This window comes from Variovorax sp. Varisp85 (genome assembly GCF_047304045.1).
Lineage (GTDB): Bacteria > Pseudomonadota > Gammaproteobacteria > Burkholderiales > Burkholderiaceae_C > Variovorax.
Map to the genome: position 1 here is coordinate 30,172 of NZ_JBGLYN010000027.1, position 17,778 is coordinate 47,949.

At 68.7% G+C, this 17,778-nt stretch carries 18 protein-coding genes; 9 read left to right on the plus strand and 9 right to left on the minus strand.

Annotated elements, in window-relative coordinates; genetic code table 11:
- Positions 1-72: 72 nt before the first annotated feature.
- Positions 73-390 (minus strand): DUF2917 domain-containing protein, encoded by a 318-nt coding sequence (locus tag ACCC97_RS13045; RefSeq protein ID WP_413333198.1) that lies wholly within the window; start codon positions 388-390, stop codon positions 73-75.
- 173 nt (positions 391-563) lie between these two features.
- Between ACCC97_RS13045 and ACCC97_RS13050 the strand changes: the two genes are divergently transcribed.
- Positions 564-1,547 carry a LysR substrate-binding domain-containing protein gene (locus tag ACCC97_RS13050; protein WP_007831501.1) on the plus strand — a complete coding sequence of 328 codons (984 nt, stop codon included), beginning with the start codon at positions 564-566 and terminating at the stop codon, positions 1,545-1,547.
- Between the two features lie 9 nt (positions 1,548-1,556).
- On the opposite strand, the gene ACCC97_RS13055 is transcribed toward ACCC97_RS13050, so the two are convergent.
- Positions 1,557-2,174, minus strand: coding sequence for a 5-formyltetrahydrofolate cyclo-ligase (locus tag ACCC97_RS13055; RefSeq protein ID WP_007831500.1), 618 nt, complete (start codon positions 2,172-2,174; stop codon positions 1,557-1,559).
- A 9-nt stretch (positions 2,175-2,183) separates the two neighbouring features.
- Between ACCC97_RS13055 and ACCC97_RS13060 the strand changes: the two genes are divergently transcribed.
- Together ACCC97_RS13060 and ACCC97_RS13065 are read left to right on the plus strand one after the other, a co-directional pair.
- Positions 2,184-4,217 (plus strand): transglycosylase SLT domain-containing protein, encoded by a 2,034-nt coding sequence (locus ACCC97_RS13060; protein WP_413333200.1) that lies wholly within the window; start codon positions 2,184-2,186, stop codon positions 4,215-4,217.
- Between the two features lie 114 nt (positions 4,218-4,331).
- On the plus strand, positions 4,332-5,018 hold the full coding sequence (locus ACCC97_RS13065; RefSeq protein WP_007831497.1) for a glutathione S-transferase family protein: 687 nt from the start codon (positions 4,332-4,334) through the stop codon (positions 5,016-5,018).
- A 22-nt stretch (positions 5,019-5,040) separates the two neighbouring features.
- On the opposite strand, the gene ACCC97_RS13070 is transcribed toward ACCC97_RS13065, so the two are convergent.
- Positions 5,041-5,766 carry an OmpW/AlkL family protein gene (locus ACCC97_RS13070; protein ID WP_413315323.1) on the minus strand — a complete coding sequence of 242 codons (726 nt, stop codon included), beginning with the start codon at positions 5,764-5,766 and terminating at the stop codon, positions 5,041-5,043.
- A gap of 163 nt (positions 5,767-5,929) precedes the next feature.
- Between ACCC97_RS13070 and ACCC97_RS13075 the strand changes: the two genes are divergently transcribed.
- The 4 genes from ACCC97_RS13075 (at position 5,930) to otsA (ending at position 11,267) form a co-directional block, all read left to right on the plus strand.
- Positions 5,930-7,093 carry a multifunctional CCA addition/repair protein gene (locus ACCC97_RS13075; RefSeq protein WP_413333202.1) on the plus strand — a complete coding sequence of 388 codons (1,164 nt, stop codon included), beginning with the start codon at positions 5,930-5,932 and terminating at the stop codon, positions 7,091-7,093.
- An 81-nt stretch (positions 7,094-7,174) separates the two neighbouring features.
- Positions 7,175-7,966 carry a trehalose-phosphatase gene (otsB, locus tag ACCC97_RS13080; RefSeq protein ID WP_413333204.1) on the plus strand — a complete coding sequence of 264 codons (792 nt, stop codon included), beginning with the start codon at positions 7,175-7,177 and terminating at the stop codon, positions 7,964-7,966.
- Complete coding sequence (locus ACCC97_RS13085) at positions 7,963-9,885, plus strand: glycoside hydrolase family 15 protein (protein ID WP_413333206.1); 1,923 nt, start codon at positions 7,963-7,965, stop codon at positions 9,883-9,885. The genes otsB and ACCC97_RS13085 overlap by 4 nt, the downstream gene beginning before the upstream one ends.
- Positions 9,882-11,267: an alpha,alpha-trehalose-phosphate synthase (UDP-forming) gene (gene otsA / locus ACCC97_RS13090; RefSeq protein ID WP_007831489.1), complete on the plus strand. Its 1,386-nt coding sequence runs from the start codon at positions 9,882-9,884 to the stop codon at positions 11,265-11,267. Before ACCC97_RS13085 ends, otsA begins: the two co-directional genes overlap by 4 nt.
- A 103-nt stretch (positions 11,268-11,370) precedes the next feature.
- Here otsA and ACCC97_RS13095 read toward each other — a convergent pair whose 3' ends face one another.
- Positions 11,371-11,703 (minus strand): hypothetical protein, encoded by a 333-nt coding sequence (locus ACCC97_RS13095; RefSeq protein ID WP_413333208.1) that lies wholly within the window; start codon positions 11,701-11,703, stop codon positions 11,371-11,373.
- Positions 11,704-11,882: 179 nt separating this feature from the next.
- Between ACCC97_RS13095 and ACCC97_RS13100 the strand changes: the two genes are divergently transcribed.
- Positions 11,883-13,328, plus strand: coding sequence for a PLP-dependent aminotransferase family protein (locus ACCC97_RS13100; protein ID WP_042673126.1), 1,446 nt, complete (start codon positions 11,883-11,885; stop codon positions 13,326-13,328).
- A gap of 7 nt (positions 13,329-13,335) precedes the next feature.
- Here ACCC97_RS13100 and ACCC97_RS13105 read toward each other — a convergent pair whose 3' ends face one another.
- From ACCC97_RS13105 to hisN, 5 genes are read right to left on the minus strand one after another with little or no spacing between them, the layout of a single operon-like run.
- Positions 13,336-13,782: a DUF1877 family protein gene (locus ACCC97_RS13105; protein WP_413333211.1), complete on the minus strand. Its 447-nt coding sequence runs from the start codon at positions 13,780-13,782 to the stop codon at positions 13,336-13,338.
- Positions 13,779-15,302 (minus strand): tetratricopeptide repeat protein, encoded by a 1,524-nt coding sequence (locus ACCC97_RS13110; protein WP_413333213.1) that lies wholly within the window; start codon positions 15,300-15,302, stop codon positions 13,779-13,781. Before ACCC97_RS13110 ends, ACCC97_RS13105 begins: the two co-directional genes overlap by 4 nt.
- A 25-nt stretch (positions 15,303-15,327) precedes the next feature.
- Positions 15,328-16,254, minus strand: coding sequence for an ROK family protein (locus ACCC97_RS13115; protein WP_413333215.1), 927 nt, complete (start codon positions 16,252-16,254; stop codon positions 15,328-15,330).
- Positions 16,255-16,271: 17 nt separating this feature from the next.
- On the minus strand, positions 16,272-16,466 hold the full coding sequence (locus tag ACCC97_RS13120) for a DUF2905 domain-containing protein (RefSeq protein ID WP_007831478.1): 195 nt from the start codon (positions 16,464-16,466) through the stop codon (positions 16,272-16,274).
- 12 nt (positions 16,467-16,478) lie between these two features.
- Positions 16,479-17,267 (minus strand): histidinol-phosphatase, encoded by a 789-nt coding sequence (gene hisN / locus ACCC97_RS13125; RefSeq protein ID WP_007831476.1) that lies wholly within the window; start codon positions 17,265-17,267, stop codon positions 16,479-16,481.
- Between the two features lie 113 nt (positions 17,268-17,380).
- Between hisN and ACCC97_RS13130 the strand changes: the two genes are divergently transcribed.
- A complete protein-coding gene (locus tag ACCC97_RS13130) occupies positions 17,381-17,773 on the plus strand; it encodes a DUF5329 family protein (protein WP_413333217.1) in 393 nt (130 codons plus the stop codon).
- Positions 17,774-17,778 lie beyond the last annotated feature (5 nt).

A 17,778-nucleotide genomic window follows, 5' to 3' on the forward strand; every position in this document is an offset into this window, starting at 1 on the left:
AGCGGCCGGTTCCCCAAAAAGAGAAAAGCGGCCGGAAGGCCGCTTTTTCAGCTCGTGGAGGCGGGCGGTCGATCAGGCGTTGTCCCAGCTGTAGGTCGCGCCGTAGCCGTCCCACGCCTCCATCACGATGCGCTGGCCGGCGGCCACCGTCAGCGATTCGCCGGGTGCGAGCACCAGGTCTTCGCTGGGATTGCGCAGCGTGGCGTCGGGCGTGATCCACACCCGGCCCTGCTTGACCCGCAGGATGCTGGCCGACCGTGCCTTCAGGCTCATCGCCTCGCCGGGCGCGATCTGCCAGGCGCCACGGCGCACGGCCGGCGGAACGGCGACGGCGCGGGCAGGAACGGACACGGGCGAGAACGATTCGGTGGTGCAGACAGCGGTGGACATGGTGTAACTCCTTGGGCTTTGCCGAAGCGCTTGACAGAAAGAGGCAATAGCGCAGTTCGGGAATGAATGATCGTTTCTACGGCGTTGGCGGTCCAATGAAAACGAGTTAGCCTACTGATGCGTGTTCAGCATCAATCGACCTGGACGCCGACTCGCCCTCCAAAGTCATACCCATGCAACATTCGCAGACCCATTTGCGCTCCCGCCCGATCTCCGCCGGGCACCTGCGCGCCTTCGAGGCGGTGGCCCGGCACCTGAACTTCCGCGCCGCAGCGGAAGAAATGGCGCTGACCCAGTCGGCCGTGAGCCGCCAGATCCAATCGCTCGAGGAAGAGGTGGGCGTGGCCCTGTTCCTGCGCCATACGCGCGCGGTGGAGCTCACGAGCGCCGGCGCCCTGCTGCTGCTGGCGGTGCAGCAGTCGCTGCCGCGCATCGACATGGCCGTGCGCCAGATCCGCCAGAGCGCGGGGCGCCAGAGCGTGTCGCTGACCACCTTTGCCTCGTTCGCCTCGATGTGGCTGATCCCGCGGCTGGAGGCCTTCCAGCGCGACAACCCCGAGATCGACATCCGCATCGACGCCAGCGACGTCGCGGTCGACCTCGAAGTGGCAGACGTGGACATCGCCCTGCGCTACGGCCCGCGTGAAAGCATGCCCGCCGGCGCCGTGCGCCTGTTCGGCGAAACGCTGACGCCCGTGGCCAGCCCCTGGCTGCTGAAGAGCAACCCGCCCATCAAGACGCCCGCGGACATCACCCGGTTCACGCTGATCGAGGCCGGCGACGCGCACCGCACGCACCTGGAGTGGCTGACCTGGCGCCGCTGGTTCGAGGTGAACGGGCTGGAGCGCGCACAGCCCAAGCGCTGGCTCTATTTCAACTACGCCTACCAGATGGTGCAGGCCGCGCTCACCGGCCAGGGCGTGACGCTGGCGCGCAGTTCGCTGATTGCCGAGAGCCTGGCCAACGGCGACCTGGTGGAGGTGCTGCCGCAGCACCGCATGGACTCGCCGATGTCCTACTGGCTCATCGCCGGGCCGCGCAATGCGCTTCGCCCGGAGATCAGGGCCTTCTGCGACTGGCTGCAGCTGCAGGCCGTGACCACGCGCGAGACCATCGGCGAGGTGCCCGATCCGGACACCGTCGACAACATCGACTGACCGAGCCGCTCAGCTCGTTGGCCAGACGACGCCGTTGTCGTTGAGGATCGCGTCGAGCGGCAGGTCGTGCGCCTCTGGCTCGAAGTCTTCAAGGAAGCCGTGGGTGAACCCCAGCCCCACCGTGAACGGCCGCGGCTCCAGCGCGGCCAGCGTGCGGTCGTAGAAACCGCCGCCATAGCCCAGCCGGTAGCCGCCCGCGCTGTAGCCCACGCAGGGCACGAACAGCAGGGTCGGCACGATCAGCTCGGTGTCCTTGGGCTTGGGAATGCCGTAGGCGTCTTCTTCCATCTGGCAGCCCGGGTACCAGGCATGGAAGGTCAGCGTCTTGTGGACCTTGTCGATCACCGGCAGTCCGATGCGGCGACGCTGCGCCTCCTCCATCAGCTCGCCGTCTTCCTTCCATCGATGTAGCGCGGGCAGCGGATCGAACTCGCCCTTGATCGGCCAGTAGGCGCCGATCACGGTGTCGGGCCGGCCGACCAGCCAGATGCGCATCACGCGCTGCAGCAGGTCTGCGCGTGTCAGCCGGTCCGGCATGGCCAGGCGTTGTGCGATCAATGCCTTGCGCAGCTGATCCTTCAGAAAACTCGCCGTCGCCGAAGTGCCGGCATCCTTTGACTTGTCCATAATCCCCCGATGCAGTTCCCAAGCATTTTGGCACCCAAGCGCGCCTACCCGCGCAACACAACCCCCGCACTCGTTTTTTCCGCTGTCCTGGCCCTCGCCGCGTTGCTCTCGCAGCAGCCCGCCGCGGCACAGAACGGCAACACCAACGACGACGTGCTGATCCAGATGAAGCAGGCCTTCCAGCGCGGCGACAAAGCCCGCCTGGCCGCCCTGCTGCCGCAAGCCCGAGGCCATGCGCTGGAACCCTGGGCCGCCTACTGGGAACTCAAGGCACGCCTGCAGGAAGCCGCCCCCAACGAAGTGCAGGACTTCTTCGCGCGCTACCCCGGCACCTACCAGGAAGACCGCCTGCGCAACGACTGGCTGCTGCTCACCGGCCAGCGCCGCGACTGGGACAACTTCTCCGCATCGCTCGACGGCTTCCGCATGGGCGACGATGCACAGGTGCGTTGCTACGCGGTCCTGGTCGACACGCTGCGCAGTGGCACCGCCACGCAGGCGCAGGCCGACGAGGTGCGTCGCAGCTGGCTCGCCCAGAAAGACCTGGACGACGGCTGCCTCACCGCCGCAGACCGCATGGTCGCCGCCCGCCTGATGTCGACCAACGACGTCTGGAAAAAGGCCCGCCTGGCCATCGAGGCCAACCGCCCGCAGGCCGCGCGCGCCGCCGTCACCATCGCCGCGCCCGATGCGCTGCCGCTGTTCGACGAGCTCAACGCCAGCTCGGCCAAGTTTCTGACCGGCCGCGCCTTCGTGGCCGCCAAGTCGCGCAAGGAGCTGGTGGTGCTGGCGCTCATCAAGGTCGCCATTGCCGATCCCGAACTGGCCGCGTCGCAGCTCGACAGCAAGTGGGGCCCGATGCTCTCCGCCGAAGAGCGCAACTGGCTCTGGGGAACCATCGGCCGCGCCGCCGCCATCAAGCTCTGGCCGCAGGCCGGCAGCTATTTCGCCAACGTCACGAAGAACGGCGACCTGTCCGACGACATGCTCGGCTGGCGCGTGCGCGCCGCCCTGCGTGCGGGCCAGTGGAAAGAGGTGGCGCCCGCCATCGACGCCATGAGCGAAACCGCCCAGCTCGACCCGACCTGGGTCTACTGGAAAGCCCGCGCCCTGGCCAGCGTCGGCGGCGACGAACGCCGCGCCCAGGCCCGCGAGCTCTACCAGAGCATCGCCGGCTCGCGCGGCTTCTACGAAATGCTGGCGCTCGAAGAGCTGGGCCAGCGCACCATGGTGCCCACGCGCCCCGCCCCGCTCACGCCCGAGGAAAAGGCCGCCGCGCGCAACAACCCGGCGCTCGCCCGCGGCCTCTACGCCATCGCGATGGGCCTGCGCCCCGAAGGCACGCGCGAGTGGAACTACGCCACCAACCTGCACGACAAGGGCGGCATGGACGACCGCGCGCTGCTGGCCGCGGCCGACTTCGCCTGCCAGCGCGAGGTGTGGGACCGCTGCATCAACACCAGTGAGCGCACCAAGGGCGTGGTCGACGTGGAGCAGCGCTTCCCGATGCCCTTCCACGACACGGTGCTGCGCAAGGCCCAGGACATCGGCCTCGACCCGGCCTACGTCTACGGCCTGATCCGCCAGGAAAGCCGCTTCATCATGGATGCACGCTCCGGCGTCGGCGCCTCGGGCCTGATGCAGGTCATGCCCGCCACCGCGCGCTGGACGGCCCGCAAGATCGGCATGTCGGACTTTTCGCCCGGCCAGATCAACGACCGCGAGACCAACATCACCATCGGCACCAACTACCTGAAGCTCGCGCTCGACGACTTCGACGGATCGATGGCGCTGGCCGCCGCCGCCTACAACGCCGGCCCCGGCCGACCGCGCAACTGGCGCAACGGGCCGGTACTCGACGCCGCCATCTGGGCCGAGAACGTGCCGTTCACCGAGACGCGCGACTACGTGAAGAAGGTGCTGGCCAACACCACCAACTATGCCGCCATCATCAGCGGCCGGCCGCAGTCGCTGAAGGAGCGCCTGGGCCGCGTGGGGCCGCGCGACGCGGCCGAGCCGGAACCGAACAAGGACCTGCCCTGAGGCCGAACACGGCCCCGCATCAATTCGCGCCGCGTTCGGCATCAATCGCGGCGCGGCGCCCGGCTAGCATCGAAGGCATTTCCCCGAATCACCGCAACGAACGGAGGCCTCCCCATGCGCAAGCTCTATGTCGGCAACAAGAATTACTCGTCGTGGTCCATGCGGCCCTGGGTGCTGATGAAGCAGGCCGGCATCGAATTCGAGGAAGTCGTGCTGCGCTTCGATTCGTTCGATGCCGACTCGCAGTTCAAGCACACCATCGGCGCGCTCAACCCGGTGGCCAAGGTGCCGGTGCTGGTGGACGGCGAACTCGTCGTCTGGGACACGCTGGCCATCGCCGAATACCTCGCCGAAGCCTTCCCCGAGAAGCAGCTCTGGCCCCGGTCGGTGGCCGACCGTGCGCGCGCGCGCAGCGTCTGCGCCGAAATGCATTCGGGCTTCGGCGGCCTGCGCAACCATTGCGGCATGAACATCGAGGCTTCGCTGCCCGAAGTGGGTGCGCGGCTGATGAAGGAGGTGCCTGAAGTCGCCAGCGACCTCGCGCGCATCGTGCAGATGTGGAGCGGCCTGCTGGAGGCGCACGGCGGCCCGATGCTGTTCGGCGCCCAGTTCGGCATCGCCGACGCCTACTTCGCACCGGTCGGCACGCGCATCAAGACCTTTGGCTTGCCGGTGCCGCCGCACATCACGGCCTACATCGAGCGCGTGCAGGCGCTGCCGGGCGTCAAGGCCTGGATCGACGATGCACTGGCGGAGAAGGACTTCCTGCCATTCGAAGAGCCCTACCGCACCCGGCGCTAGGGTCTTCGAGGCAGGTGGCAGGTCAGAACCGGTAGGTGGCCGCGAGGTAGGTCACGATGGGGTTCAGCTTCAGGCTGGCCTCGCTGGTGGCCACCGGCAGGCCGGTGACCGAGGTCGTGGTCAGCTTGGCCTTGGTCTTCAGCGGGATGTACGACACCGAGAACGAGAGGCCCCAGTGCTTGTCGAACTGGTAGGCCACGCCGACGTTGACCACGGGTGCGAACGAGCTGTCGAGCTTGGCCGTGGTGTTGACCGCAAACGGCGACTGGTGGAACTGGCTGGCCAGCGCGCCCTGCAGGTTCGAGGTCAGCTTGACACCGCTGTACCAGACGTAGGTGGCGCCCAGGCCGACATAGGGACGAAAGGCGTCGTTGCCCTCGTTGAAGTAGTACTTGCCCAGGATGGTCGGGCTCCACTGGCGGGCCTCGCCAAGCTGGCCGACGCGGCCCAGGGTGCCGGTGCCGTCGAGCTTGAACTTCGGCGGCACGCCGAACACGCCTTCCACCGCCCAGTGGCTGTCGAGGAAATACATGGCGCTGAGGCCGAGGGTGTCGGAGTCGCTGGCGCTCGCGCCGGAGCCGGGCAGCACGGCCGGAATGGGCGAAGTCACGGTCAGCGGCTTGCTGGAATCCTGCGGTGACAGATGGAACCAGCCCGTGCCGAGGACCCAGTTGCCGGCCTGTTGCGCCATCGCACTTCCGGACGCCAAGGCCCCCAGAGTCGCCAGCGCAAACATCGTCTTCTTCATGCGAATTGCTCCTTTGGTTGAAAGATCCCTCCGCGGATTCGGGAGCTGGCTTGTGTCTGCCGCTTCATTTCGTCCGGTCGACGAACGATTACCCGGTTTGCTTCGAAAATTATCGAACGACCGTTCTATTTTTTGAACCCGGGAGTATCCCTACACTGCACCCATGAAGATTTTTCTCGTTGGCGGTGCACTGCGCGACCGCCTGCTGGAGCGCCCGGTGTCCGACCACGACTGGCTGGTGGTCGGCGCCACGCCCGAAGAAATGGTGGCCCGGGGCTACCTGCCGGTGGGGCGCGACTTTCCGGTGTTCCTGCACCCCGAGACGCGCGAGGAATACGCGCTGGCCCGCACCGAGCGCAAGAGCGCCCCGGGCTACCGCGGCTTCACCGTGCATGCCGCGCCCGACGTCACGCTGGAACAAGACCTCGCGCGCCGCGACCTGACCGTCAACGCCATCGCGCTGCCGGCCGAGCTGGTGGGCGCCGACGGCCGCTTCGACCCCACGCCCGCCGCGCTCGCCGACCCTTTTCACGGCCAGCGCGACCTGCGCGACAAGGTGCTGCGCCACGTGACGGACGCCTTCCGCGAAGACCCGGTGCGCATCCTGCGCGTGGCGCGTTTCGCGGCCCGCTTCGACGACTTCTCCGTCGCCCCGGAAACGATGGCGCTGATGCGCGAGATGGTCGCGGCCGGCGAGGCCGATGCGCTGGTGCCCGAACGCGTGTGGCAGGAGCTGTCGCGCGGCCTGATGGAAGCGCGTCCCTCGCGCATGTTCGAGGTGCTGCGCGACTGCGGCGCGCTGGCCGTGCTGCTGCCCGGGATCGAAACCGGCACGCAAGCCATGGCGGCCATCGATGCCGGTGCGCGCCTGCAGGTCTCGCTGGCGGTGCGCTTCGCCTGCCTCATGCGCAGCGTTGGACAACCGCAGCTGCAGCAGGTGTGCGACCGCTGGCGCGTGCCGGTGGACATCCGGGAGCTGGCCGAGGTGGTGGCGCGCGAGCATGGCCACGTCGACGGCAGCGGCGCACTCGATGCAACGAGGCTGGTGCGCCTGCTGGAGCGCTGCGATGCTTTCCGCAAGCCCGCACGCTTCGCCGAGGCGCTGCTGGCCTGCGAGTGCGATGCGCGCGGCCGGCCCGGCTTCGGCAACGCGACCTACCCGCAGCGCGAGCGCCTGCTCGCGGTGCTGGCAACGGCGGCGGCAGTGGCCACCGATGCGGTGGCGAAGGCTGCGCAGCAGTCGGGTGCCACCGGCCCGAAGATCGGCGAGGCGATTCACCGGGCGCGGGTGGAAGCCGTCGCGGCATCGCTGCCGGCACGAACCTGAAACGGCCGCCCGCTGACGCCAAAGGGAGATTCGGCATTTGCCGACACGCGCGCATGATGGCGCGTGTTATGGTTTTTCCCAATGCCAAAGTCCTCCAGCAACTTGCAGTTGCCTCCTCCGTTAGGCCGGGACGCAGCCCTCTTTCTCGACTTCGACGGTACGCTGGTCGGACTCGCGCCCACGCCTGAAGCCATCGAGATTCCCCCTGCCCTCGTGCCCCTGCTGGGCGATCTGCGCGACCTGCTCGGCGGCGCGCTCGCCGTGGTGTCGGGCCGCCAGATCGATTCCATCGACCGCTTCCTGGCCCCGCTGCGCCTGCCCGCGGCCGGCGAGCATGGCGTGCAGCGCCGCGACGCCGAGGGCCATATGCAGGAGCAGCGCGCGCCCGACCTCGTGTCCATCCTCGACATCGCCAACGAACTCGCGCGTGTGCACGAAGGCCTGCTGGTGGAGCGCAAGCACGCCGCCATCGCGCTGCACTACCGGCTCGCGCCGCAGCTCGAGGCGGTGTGCCGCGACGCGATGTCGCGCGCCATCGCGCACGAACCGCAGCTCGAGCTGATGCACGGCAAGTTCGTCTTCGAGGTGAAGCCTGCCGGCGTGCACAAGGGCATCGCCATCGAGGCCTTCATGAGCGAAGCGCCCTTCGCGGGCCGCATGCCGGTTTTCCTCGGCGACGACACCACCGACGAAACCGGCTTTGCCGTGGTGCAGCCGCGCGGCGGCATCGCCGTCAAGGTCGGCTCCGGGCCGAGCCTGGCGCTGCACCGCCTCGAATCGCCGCGCGACGTCTATGAATGGCTGGTGCAGGCACGCGACCTGCTGACAGCCCCCGAAAACAAGAACACCGAACCCCCGAGGAGCCCCCGATGAGCGAGCAACAACTGATGGAGGCTCCCGAAGACCGCGCGGGCGAGGCGCTGGCCGGTGCCGCCGGTCCCGACGACAAGGCCCCCGTCGATGCAAAGGCGGCCGCCGCGCCCGGAACGCGCGGCTTCGCGCCGCCGGCCGAACCTTCGCTGAACGTGGGCGTGATCGGCAACTGCGCCTACAGCGCGCTCATCGACGCGCGCGGCCGGGCCGTGTGGTGCTGCCTGCCGCGCTTCGACGGCGATCCGGTCTTCAATGCCCTGCTGCATCCCGGCGAAGACTCCGGCGCCTGGGCCATCGAGATCGAGGACTTCGCCTCCAGCAAGCAGTGGTACGAACCCAATACCGCGGTGCTGCGCACGCAGCTGTTCGACAGCGCGGGCCAGGGCATCGAGATCACCGACTTCGCGCCGCGCTTCTACAGCCGCTCGCGCTACTTCCGCCCGCTGATGATGGTGCGCCGCGTGCGGCCGATCGCCGGAGCGCCGCGCGTGCGCGTGTCGCTCGACCCGCGCTTCCAATGGGGCGCCGTGGCGCCGGAGGAGGTGACGCGCGGCAGCAACCACATCCGCTACGTCGGTCCCGACGTGACGCTGCGGCTGAACACCGACGCCTCGATCTCGCACATCCTCGCGCGCCAGCCTTTCGTGATCTCGCGCGAATACAACTTCATGTTCGGCGTGGACGAGACGCTGCTCGACGGCATCGCCGACACCGCGCGCAAGTTCGAGCAGGAAACCATCTCCTACTGGCGCACCTGGAGCAAGCGCCTGGCCATTCCCTTCGAGTACCAGGAGGCGGTGATCCGCGCGGCCATCACGCTCAAGCTCTCGCTGTACGAGGACACTGGCGCCATCGTGGCCGCCATGACCACCAGCATCCCCGAGGCGCCGGGCAGCCAGCGCAATTGGGACTACCGCTACTGCTGGCTGCGCGACGCCTTCTTCGTGGTGCGCGCGCTCAATTCGCTGAGCGAAGTGGGCACCATGGAAGACTACCTGCGCTGGCTCGGCAACGTGGTGATCGGCTCGCACGGCGAGCACATCCAGCCGCTGTACGGCATCGGGCTGGAGCGCGAGCTGCCCGAGTCCTTCGTCGAAGGCCTGCCGGGCTACCGCGGCATGGGTCCGGTGCGCGTGGGCAACCAGGCGCAGGAGCACTTCCAGCACGACGTGTACGGCAACATCGTGCTCGGTGCGGCACAGGCCTTCCACGACCATCGGCTGCTCAGCCGCGCGGGCGTGGCGGAGTTTCCGCACCTGGAGGCGGTGGGCGAGCAGGCGGTGCGCGTGTACGGCACGCCCGACGCCGGCATGTGGGAGCTGCGCACGCGCGCCCGCGTGCACACCAGCTCGGCGCTGATGAGCTGGGCCGCCTGCGACCGGCTCTCCAAGATCGCACGCGCGCTGAACCTGCCCGAGCGCGCGGCCTACTGGCACGGCCATGCCTCGCGCATGAAGGAAGAGATCCTCGCCAAGTCGTGGTGCGAGGAGCGCCAGGCCTTCGCCGAAAGCTTCGGCGGCCACGAGCTCGACGCGAGCATCCTGCTGATGGTGGAGGTGGGCCTGATCGACGCGCGCGACCCGCGCTTCATCTCCACCGTCGACGCCATGGAGAAGTCGCTGTGCGACGGCCCCTACATGCGCCGCTACGAGGCGGCCGACGACTTCGGCAAGCCCGAGACCGCGTTCAACATCTGCACCTTCTGGCGCATCGACGCGCTCGCCAAGATCGGCCGCAAGGCCGAGGCGCGCCAGATCTTCGAGACCATGCTCGCGGCGCGCAACCCGCTGGGCCTGCTGTCGGAAGACACGCACCCGGTCACGGGCGAGATGTGGGGCAACTTTCCGCAGACCTATTCGATGGTCGGCATCATCAATGCGGCCGTGCGCCTGTCGGCGCCCTGGGATTCCTGCATATGAGCCGACTCGTCGTCGTCTCCAACCGCGTGGCGGACCCGCGCAAGCCGGCGGCCGGCGGCCTCGCCGTGGCGCTCGGCGAGAGCCTGCAGCAAAGCGGCGGCCTGTGGTTCGGCTGGAGCGGACAGATCGTCGAGGGTGGCCCGACCGGCGAAGGCGAACTGCACAGGCAGCAGGCCGGCCAGGTCACGCTGGCCACCATTGACCTGAGCCGCGAGGACCACGACAGCTACTACCTCGGTTACAGCAACGACGTGCTGTGGCCGGTGTTCCACAACCGCCTGGACCTCGCTCACTTCGACGCCGGCTTCATCGGCGGCTATCGGCGCGTGAACCAGCTGTTCGCGCGCAAGCTGCTGCCGCTGCTGAAGGACGACGACATCATCTGGGTGCACGACTACCACCTGATCCCGCTGGCGGCCGATCTGCGCGCCATGGGCTGCAGGCAGCGCATCGGATTCTTCCTGCACATTCCGCTGCCCCCGCAGATCATCACCGCGGCCATTCCGCAGCACGCGTGGCTGATGCGCTCGCTGTTCTCCTACGACCTGATCGGCTTCCAGGCGCAGCAGGACGTGCAGCACTTCGAGCACTACGTGCGCAACGAGGCCCACGGCGAGTACCTGGGCAACGACATGTACCGCGCCTACGGGCAGACGGTGCGCAGCAACGCCTTCCCGATCGGCATCGACGTCGACGAGTTCGCGGCGCTCACGCACGCGAAGGAGTCGCGCGACATGTACGAGACCATGAAGCGCGAGTACTCGAGCCGCCGGCTGTTGCTGGGCATCGACCGGCTCGACTACTCCAAGGGCATTCCGCAGCGCGTGCGCGCATTCCGCGAGCTGCTGGCCAACTACCCCGAGAACCGGCGCAGCGCGACGCTGATCCAGATCGCCTCGCCCACGCGCGAGACGGTCGATGCGTACGGCGACATCCGGCGCGAGCTCGAATCGCTGTGCGGCGCCATCAACGGCGACTACGGCGAGCTCGACTGGATGCCGGTGCGCTACATCCACCGCATGGTGGCGCGCAAGCGCGTGCCGGGGCTGTGCCGCGCGGCGGCCGTCGGGCTGGTGACGCCGCTGCGCGACGGCATGAACCTCGTGGCCAAGGAATACATCGCGGCGCAGGACCCGGCCGACCCGGGCGTGCTGGTGCTGTCGCGCTTTGCCGGCGCGGCCGAGCAGCTGAAGGAAGCGCTGCTGGTGAATCCGTACGACACCCATGGCACGGCCGAGACGGTGCAGCAGGCGCTGCAGATGCCGTTGGAGGAGCGGCGCGAACGGCACCAGAAGCTGCTGTCTCGCATTCGCGAGCAGGACATCCATTGGTGGCGCCGGAGCTTTCTGGATGCGCTGCGGGAGGCTGCGAGCGAGCGCTGAAACTGTCTGTTCAGTTCAGTTCGGGGGCGTGCTCACACCGACCGGGGGACATTCGCGGGAGGGAGCACCCGGTGTCCTTCGCACACGCCACGGAATGAGACGCTCACCAGCCAGTGAGCAAGCGCACGAAACGCATCACCGGCCGGCCCTGTTCGGGTCCTGAAACCAGCCCCGCCGCCGGCGCATGAATCCGCAGATACGCCGTCGCCAGCGCAGACACCTCGATCCAGCCGCCATGCGCCAGGTGATGCACATCGCCCTCGTTCAGCACCGCCTGCGCCATGAACACCGTCTCGCCGAACCACCCGGGCGGGGACACTACGCGCACCCGGCCCTCGGCCACCTGCAGCCACGTGCCGGCATCGACAGCGGTACGCAGGGACTGGCCCGGCTCCAGGATGACGGAGGCAGGTGCGGAGGTGAGCGTGGTGATCATGGCGTGCCTTGAAAAGCGGTGATTCGGGTATCGATCGTAGAAATCCGGCCACTCAAAAAACAGGCACACGCCACGGCTATTGCGACCGGAACAGCCCGGCTGTGAACGCATCTGTTATGGTCGTTTTCCCGAGCAACTGCATCTGTTTTCGGATGCCCGATGCGGGGAACATCGACGCCATGGACTCGCTACCGCTCTACCGCCAGCTCTCCGCGCACTACGTGGACGCGATCCACATTGGTTCGCTCAAGCAGGGCGACAAGATGCCGTCGCTGCGCAGCCTGATGCGGCTGCACGACATCAGCCTGTCGACCGCGCTGCAGGTCTGCCGCGCGATGGAGAGCGACGGCTGGGTCGAGGCACGCGACCGCTCGGGATATTTCGTGCGGCGGCCGCAGCGGCTGGCCATCGCGCCGATGGAAGAGCCGGTGGCTGGCGTGCCGCCCGACCCGGCGCAGTTCGTCAGCATGCGGGCGCGCATGGCCAACTTCATGGCGCGCGGCCGGCACACGGGCGTGAAGCTCAACTTCGCCATCGCCCGCGCGGCCCCCGAGCTCTATCCGGCCGAGGCGCTGCGCAACTCGATGACGCGCGCGCTGCGCCAGCGGCCCGAGCTGCTGACCACCGCCTCGTCGCAGAAAGGCCACGAGCAGTTCCGCGAGGCGCTGGCGCAGCGCAACCTGCGCGTCGGCATGACGGTGCCGCCCGACGAAGTGCTCGTCACCAACGGCTGCATCGAGGCGCTGAACCTCGCACTGCGCGCGATCGCCAAGCCGGGCGATACGGTGGCCGTGGAGTCGCCCACCTTCTACGGACTGCTGCAGGTGCTCGAAAGCCTGGGGCTGCGCGCGCTGGAGATCCCGACCAGCCCTCAGACCGGCATCTCCCTCGAGGCGCTCGACCTCGCCATCCACACCTACGACGACATCAAGGCCGTGGTGGTGGTGCCGCACCTGCAGAACCCCATCGGCAGCGTGATGCCCGACGCCCACAAGCAGCGGCTGGTGCACCTGTGCGAGAGCCATGGCATTGCGCTGGTCGAGGACGACACCTACAGCGACCTTGTGGAAAGCGACACGCCGCTGCGCGCCATGAAGTCGTGGGACCGCACGGGCAACGTGATCTATTGCGCCTCGCTGCACAAGGTACTGGCGCCGGGGCTGCGGCTGGGCTGGATCACCGCCGGACGCTGGCATGCGCAGGTGGAAATGCTCAAGTACGCGCAGACCCGCAACAACGAGGCACTGGCGCAGATCGCGGCGGGCGAGTTCATCGCCAGCGGTGCCTACGACCGCCACCTGCGCCGGCTGCGCGAGCGGCTGCACGTGCAGCGCGACCAGACGGCGGACGCCATCGCCAGGTATTTTCCGGCCGGCACGCGGCTGAACCTGCCGCGCGGCGGGCTGCAGCTGTGGGTCGAGCTGCCGGCGCAGCGCTCGTCGGTGGACGTGTTCGAAGCCGCGCTGCGCGAGCACGTGCTGGTGGCGCCGGGCGCGCAGTTCTCGAACTCGGGTCGCTTCGACAACTACCTGCGCCTCAACTGCGGCTGGCCGTATTCGAAGGCGGTGGATGCGGGGCTGAGGCGGCTGGGCGAGATCGTGGCGGCCGTGCGGCCGCCGGGCTAGCTGCGATTCAGACGATGTAGAAGACGACCGCGTCGCGCCTCGCGGCCGCGGCTGCAAAGAATCGCTTCACGCCTTCCATGAAGCCCGCGAGATCCTGTGTGCCGTCCTGCCAGACCCTGGCCCAGTAGAGCTCGGCGAACTTTGCCGGCTCGCCCATGAAACGGCCCATCAGTTCCGCCACGTCGCACTGCGCGAGCCGCGCCGCCGCGCGCTCCACGTGGGCCGCCGTGAGATAGATGCAGCCCAGGCCGTCGGTGCCTTCGAGCTCTTCGCCATCCACCGCCTCGGGCATCAGCGTGCGTACCACGTCCCAGGCCTGTTCCACCGTCTGGCTATAGTGCGGACCGCCCTGCTCGGCAGGCGAGTGCAGGAAGTCCGACACGGTGGACGGATCGATCACCAGCGCGCGCAGCCGGTAGCGGTCGAGGGCGTAGAAGGCGGCGCCGATGCTCAAGTGCTGGGCTCCATGCGTGCGGCGCGTGCGACGGCCGCGAGCGCCATGCTCACGCTGTCGATGTTGCGCTGCGCGTTGTCGATGTTCCTGAAGTGGTCGGGCGAGCAGATCTGGTTGAGCAGCAGCGTGCGCTTGAAGTGCACCAGCGCCTGGCGCAGGTCGCCCTCTTCCTGCGCGATCAGCCCCAGATCGTTGTGGGCGGTGGCGGCTGCCGGGGAGATGCCGCGGCAGTCGCGCTGCTGGATGTCGAGCGAACGCTCGAACAGTTCCCGGGCCCGGACGAAGTCGCGCCGCGCCATGTAGAGGCCGGCGAAGTTGTTGAGCATGTCGGAATGCAGTTCGGCATCGCCTTCGCCCGGCGGGAGCTTGTCGAGGTGCACGAGGGCGCGCGCGTAGCAGAGCTCCGCCTTCTCGTCCTGGCCAGAGTCGGCGTAAAGGAACGCGAGGTTGTTGAAGGCGCGCACCACGCCGTCGCTGGAGCCGCCCCGGGCCTCGGCAACCGCCATGGCGATGGTCTTCTTGTAGAGCGTCTCGGCCTCGTCGGAGCGCCCGGCCGCGGCGTGCAGCAGCGCAAGGGTGTTGGTCGGCCCGCGCCGCCAGCTGTCGTCGAGGCCGAGCTGCCCGGCCATGGCCAGCGCCTCGTCGGCCGCGGCCTGCGCCTCGTCGTTCCAGTGCAGCCGGCGGCACAGCTCCGCATGGCTGGACAGGTGGAGCACCACGGCCTTGTGCGGGCCGCCGTACAGCCGGCGGCTGGCGGCGACGGTTTCGGCACAGAGCTTCTCGGCACTCGGCAGGTCGCCCTGGGCCAGCGCGTCGCGGTAGCGCGCCTCGCGGTCTTCGAGCAGCTTCAGCAATGCGCCCTGCTCGTCGGATGCCGCGCCGCGGGCCTTGCGCTCCTCAATGTCGGCCAGGGCCAGGTCGAGTGCCTTGCGGGCGATGTCGATGTCCTCCGCCGGCATGCCGATCTTGCGGCCGATGGACAGGCTTTCCTCAAGGCAGGCCCGGGCCTTGTCGAGGGCGCCGAGCTGGTGGCAGGCCTGCCCCAGCATGCACAGGCTCATCGCGAGGTTCTGGTGCGGGCCCTTGAACACGCGGCGCGCGCTGGCGACGACCTGCTCGCCGATGGCGACGGCCCCGGCCCAGTCATCGGCCTCGGCTGCGGCCACGAAGCGCTCCTGCAGCCGGCTGGCTTCGGCGAGGGCGGCGAGGTCGAAGTCCTTGGCGTCGCTCGCCGCGGCGCGGCGGACGTTGCGCCGGGCCGCGGCGTCTTCCTTCCTGGCCCCGGCCGCACCCTGCCGCGCCAGCTGCCGGTGAATCCAGTAGAGGTCGAACAGCAGCCACGGCAGGACGAGCACCAGGCCGAAACGCGATCCCGGCAGGCCCGCCATTCCGTACAGCAGCAGCGCCAGCTGCGCCGCGCCGCCCAGGTAGCTCCCCAAATAGAAGCGATGCGCCCCGATGAAGCCGCCCACCAGCCACAGCAGGTAGGCATAGGAGCGGCGGCGGGGCAGCTGAGTCATTGGTTTCGCCGGCGCGCGTGGCCGTTCAGTCGAGCAGCGCCAGCGCCGCGTAGTCGCCGACCTTGTCGCCCAGGCCGGCAGGCACGAGGCGCACGCCGTGCGTGAGCGGCGGCAGCTTGCCGTCGACCTGCGCCTGCAGCCTCGGCAGCAGAAAGTCGCGGTGGTGCCAGAACACGCTGCCGCCCAGGCTGATGCGCTGCAGGTCGAGCGTGGCGATCAGGTTGTAGAGCATGCGGCCCATCACGCGGCACAGCGCATCGACGATCTCGAGCGAATGCCGCTCGCCACCCGCAGCCGAACTGAAAAGATCGGCCGCAGGCTGGCCGAAGCGCCGCGCGATGGAGTTGCCGGCAATCAGCCCTTCGACGTCGCCGACGTTGCCGCAGCCGCACAGCGCGCCGCTGGCGTCGTCCACCACGAAGCTGTGGCCGGCATGGCCGGCGTTGCCGTTCTTGCCGCGCAACGCGCGGCCGTCCACGCACAGGCCGACGCCGACGCCGGTGCTCCAGGTGACGTAGGCGCAATCGTCCACGCCCTGGAGCGCACCCCAATGGCGCTCCGCCTCCAGCGCGGCCACGGCGTCGTTCTCGACCCGCACGCGGGCGAAGCGCCTTGCCAGCGGGGCCTCGATCAGCGCGGTCATCCAGGTGTTGGGCAGGCCGCGCGCCGGGCCGGCGATGCCGCCGCAGATGTTGGGCGTGGCCAGTTCGACCTGGCCGTCGCGCAGCTCGAAAGGCCCGGCCGACGACACGCCCACGCGATCGATGCTCGCCGCATCGATGCCCTGCTGCGCACAGACCTCGTCGATCATCCGCATGATCTGCACCGCCACCGCATCGTTGTCGCCGGTCTTGGCCGTGGGCTCGCTGCGGCGGCCGATCAGCGGCGCGTCGCTCGAGGCGGAAAGGCTCACGGCCACCTTGGTGCCGCCGATGTCTACGCAGGCTCTCATTGCTGTTTGTCTCTTGTCTACAGAAGGCGCGCGACCAGCGCCGCGATCATGCTGAGCACCACCGTGCTCGCAATCGGCAGTTGCCATTCGCGGCCGAAGGCGCGGAACTCGAAATCGCCGGGCAGGCGTCCGAAGCCGAAGCGGCGCAGCCAGGCGGCCAGCCCGCTCATGAGCACCAGTGCCAGGACGACGACGATCAGCCAGCGGAACATATGGACAACAGTCTAGGCCGAGAGAATGGCCATGGCTTGCCGGTGGAGTTCGGGCGTTGCCGCCGCGATCACCCGCCCGTCGGACTTCAGCCCCAACGGCTGGCCCTGCCAGTCGGTGATGACGCCGCCCGCCGCCTCGATCAGCCCGGCCGGGCCGAGGTAGTCGTAGGGCTGCAGGCCGGTTTCGACCACGAGGTCGATGGTGCCGCCCGCCAGCTGGGCGTAGCCGTAGCAGTCGCCACCGAAGCGGCGCATCGCGCACTGGCGGCTGAGTCTGTCGAAGGCGGCCCAGTCGGCCGGCGCGAAGATGTCGGGCGAGGTGGTGACGATGCGGGCCTTGGCCACGTCGGTGCAGCCGCTCGCGCGCACGGGCTGGCCGTCGCGCGTGGCGCCCTTGCCCCCGTCCTTGGGGTTGTGGCCGATCCAGCGTTCCTCGAGCACCGGCATGTCGATCATGCCCAGTACCACGCGCCCACCCTCCAGCACGCCGATCAGCGTGCCCCACAGCGGCGAGCCGGTGATGAAGCTGCGCGTGCCGTCGATGGGGTCGAGCACCCAGATGCGCCCCGCGTCGAGCCGCTCGGGGCCATGCTCCTCGCCGTAGATGCCGTCGGCCGGCACGCGAGCGCCAAGGATGTCGCGCATGGCCGTCTCGGCCGCGCGGTCGGCCAGCGTGACGGGGCTTTCGTCGGCCTTGGTGATGATGTCCAGCGGCGTACGGAAGTAGCGCATCGACTGCGCGGCCGCGGCATCGGCCAGCGCCTGGGCAATCGACGGGAGATCGGGGGTCGAGGAGCTCATGGGAGAGAGGAGTACACGTGCCAAAACTGCGATTAGACCCGAGCCGGGCCGGGTTTGACACGGCAGTGGCGCCAGCCCTAGCATGGCCCGGAAATTGCCAGGGAACACGACAAATGACTTCATCCAGATTCCTGCGGAGCGCGTGGCTCGCCCTCCTGCTCGGCGCTTCGGCCCTGCTGGCTCACGCCACCCCTTCCGCCACGGAGGAAAAGCTGATCGACACGCTGATCCAGCGCGTCTCGAAGATGTCGGCCATGGTCTTCATGCGCAACGGCAGCGAATACAACGCCGCGGATGCTGCCAAGCACATGCAGGCGAAGTACGACCACTTCAAAAAGGAACTGGTGACGGCCGAAGACTTCATCGAGCGCTGCGCCTCGCGCTCGGAGATGACGGGGCAGGCCTACAAGGTGAAGCTGACCGATGGCGTGGTGCGCGACGCCAACGAGTTTCTCAACAGCGAGCTGCGCGCGCTGCGGCAGGCCGCGAAGAAGACCGGCGGCTGAGGGCC